The organism is Elusimicrobiota bacterium (genome assembly GCA_040757695.1).
Taxonomy (GTDB): Bacteria; Elusimicrobiota; UBA8919; order UBA8919; family UBA8919; genus JBFLWK01.
On record JBFLWK010000148.1, the window covers coordinates 1 to 3,035 of the forward strand.

Consider the following 3,035-nt stretch of genomic DNA (forward strand, 5'->3'; position numbering starts at 1 on the left):
GCCAATTTCATTGGCGCGCCACCCTTAAAAATTGCATTTCGTAAAAACTTCAAAGTTCACAAACGAAGTAAGTATACCTAACGCACCAGCGACAAACAACACCATAAGGATAAACAGAGGGTCCCATTCATTTTTCTTTTTCTCCCTTAAGATAAATTTTTCCATAAGATTGTTATTTTTTTCCATCAACTCATTTCTCTGCAATGCCAAAACTTCTATTTTTTCTTTTCCTTCTTTTATGTCAGATAAAGCTTTATCATATATTTTCTTAAACACAGAATAACGCTCGCTGAAAATATTTTTAACACGATCAACCTCTTTGTCTGAACTCTTTAGATTCTCCCTGTATATTTTTTGGGTCCACAGCAAGCCTATGAAAATAGCTACCAAAAGAAAAAATTCCCCAGTAATAAATAAAGAGCGATGTTCTACATAACCAAGACCGGTAAATCCAAAACCAGCAACCACACCAATGACTTGAATTAACTTTGTCGTGGAATCAAAAATTTTATAAAACAATGTTTTTTGATCTTCTCCATGAGCACCGAGAATTTCTTGTTCCAACTTAAAAAACCGAGAGCCTTGGCTTTCGTAAAAAACATCCCACTCTTGATCTGACATTGTTATTTTTCTATTGTCCATAATTTAATAACCCAAGGCTAATTGATCAAGCATGTCCGGTCCTTTTTCTTTACCAACTTCTTGATAGATACTCAGAATTTCCTCATAAGTTCCATTTCCGCCAACCATATCCCAAAATTCTTTACCAATCAAAACTTCATTATCCAAATCCATATAATTTAGGATAAAGCTGTGTTTGAAGGTTTCTTTTTTAACGCCATATGGATTATAAGCGGTAGCATAAAACGCTTTTGCTTTCGGAAATTTAGCGTGAGCAATTGCTTGAATTTGCAACAAGCGTCCTGTTGCTTCCAGGCATTGTCCTTTATTTGGTTTTGGACTTTTAATTTCAAAAAACCATTCTTCGCCAGATTTTGTTTCAATATATAAATCAGCAATACTAACTCGCTCAATACCGGAACCATTTTTGCTTAATTCAATAATTTCTTTCACAAAATCAGGGTATTTTGATTTCATCCCACCACTACCGATTTTGCTCGTTATTTCTTCAATGCGCTTAATGGCTTTTGCAGTAACCATGCCCCTAACTCTATGCCCCCGTTCTGCATTTTTGTGAACTGTTTTTGCGATTAAACGAGCGCACTCCTCAAAAGTCGTGCCAAGTTTTGTAGAAAATGATCTTTCAAACTCAGTTATTTTCAAAAGACCGTCGGGTAATAACGACTCATGAAATGGTTTTAAATCTCCTTTTTTAGAGGCCTCCCGAATCGGACGAAGTTGCTTCGGGTCAAAACCGTTATCGGTTGCTTCTTCAATCATACCTTGAATGAAGCCCTCTAAATATCCCTTGATTATGTTTCTTGTTTCTTTATTGATCATATTTTTTGCCAAATTAAAATACTTTCATAAAAAGGAGTGTCCCTTCGTCCTGTTCGTCTATTCACATGGCGATCAACCCTGCCGATTGACTTAAAACCAACTGCTTCCGGTTTATATAAATTATATTTATCATTTACCACTATTAAGGCAAGTCCATCTTTTGCCATAAAATTTCTTGTGTGCGATAGCACGGCATTTATCCCGTCAATGTATTCTTTTTTTGCCCTTTCAGATTGACCATTCTTTGCCGGCCCGATTTCTTTAGTTTCGTTATTTCGTAACCCCAAAAGTTCATAAGCATATTTATGCTGATCATGGTAATCAATCAACCCAAGGTAAGGCGGTGAAGTAAAAACCATATCAATACCCTTTGGCAACTCAACAATTCTAGAATCAGCATGATTTATAGTGACTTTTGCGCTTGTCTTGATTTTGGAAAATTCTTTCACTCTTTCCAGAGTATCTATGGTATATCGTGATAAAAATTTATACGCCTCATCAACCGGAGTACAAACTCTACCGTGTTTATAGCACTGGTAAGGTTTAGTTTGAGGTACTTTTGGAAAATCTAAATCATAATGCGTAACAAGTCGTGCAGAACGAGCTGAACGAGAAAGAACAATTTTTAATAAATCTTGATAAGTATAATCTTTTATCAATCTCAAATAGCATAAAAGCTCTCTTTGCGTATTCGGGGCAAACCAATTATTTATATACTCGTTTTTTGTTGTAAAAAGCTTATTTACTTTTTCATCTTTTGAAAATTTGCTTTTATATTTGTATAACCTTTGCAATATATCTTTAATTTCCTTTTCTAAAAGCTGAACATCATAATCCGATGTTTTCACCTTTGAAAGCAAAGTGTTAAAAACAGAAATGTCCGTACCTATTGAATCAATACCTAGAGCGTTTGCTTCAACCAAAGTTGTGCCAGAACCACAAAATGGATCATAAACTAATTTGGGTTGATATTTTCTCAAAAAAATTTCTACAAGCTGAGGAATAAATTTGCCCATATATGGATGCAAACGATGAACATGCTTTGTCCTTTCCATTTCTGGCAAATCTCGTTCTCGCCAATTCAAATTTAGATCATCAAGTTTTGTATTCAAATTAACACTAGCAAAATTGACTAATGGCGTTTGATTATATTGTTTAGAAATTTTTTGAGCTACTGTATTGTCGTACATAGTTTTATTTTATTAAATCCTCAATTGAAACACCAAATGCTTTGGCCAATTTTGCCATAATAAGCACAGAGGGTTTTTTAATTACATTGCTCTCAATTTTTGTCAGGGTAGTGTATTTAACGCCAGATTTTTTAGCAAAATCCTCTTGTGATAAACCTTGTTTATTCCGATACTTCTTTACATTTTCCCCGATGTTTATTTCTGTTGCCATATTTTCACAAATTTGATAGTATGAAAGTGGTATGATATGCTTTCAATATTATGATACCAAATTTTCAAAATTCTAGCAACAAAAATTTAGGGAGTTCCTTGTCGTTGCCCGCGCACGGGTGGGTTGGGGCAAGGGCAACATCTCTTTTGGTGGCGCATTTCGCTTTGCGAAAT

General features: G+C 34.8%; 4 protein-coding genes. All 4 read right to left on the bottom strand.

All coding sequences use genetic code 11. From position 1 onward, the window contains the following. Positions 1 to 24: 24 nt before the first annotated feature. From AB1349_13350 to AB1349_13365, 4 genes are read right to left on the bottom strand one after another with little or no spacing between them, the layout of a single operon-like run. Positions 25 to 642 (bottom strand): hypothetical protein, encoded by a 618-nt coding sequence (locus AB1349_13350; GenBank protein MEW6558310.1) that lies wholly within the window; start codon positions 640 to 642, stop codon positions 25 to 27. A 3-nt stretch (positions 643 to 645) separates the two neighbouring features. Then, positions 646 to 1,461: a TdeIII family type II restriction endonuclease gene (locus tag AB1349_13355; protein ID MEW6558311.1), complete on the bottom strand. Its 816-nt coding sequence runs from the start codon at positions 1,459 to 1,461 to the stop codon at positions 646 to 648. Continuing rightward, entirely contained in the window at positions 1,458 to 2,651 is a 1,194-nt protein-coding gene (locus AB1349_13360) for a DNA methyltransferase (protein MEW6558312.1), read from the bottom strand. Before AB1349_13360 ends, AB1349_13355 begins: the two co-directional genes overlap by 4 nt. 4 nt (positions 2,652 to 2,655) lie before the next feature. Further along, positions 2,656 to 2,862: a helix-turn-helix transcriptional regulator gene (locus tag AB1349_13365; protein MEW6558313.1), complete on the bottom strand. Its 207-nt coding sequence runs from the start codon at positions 2,860 to 2,862 to the stop codon at positions 2,656 to 2,658. Positions 2,863 to 3,035 lie beyond the last annotated feature (173 nt).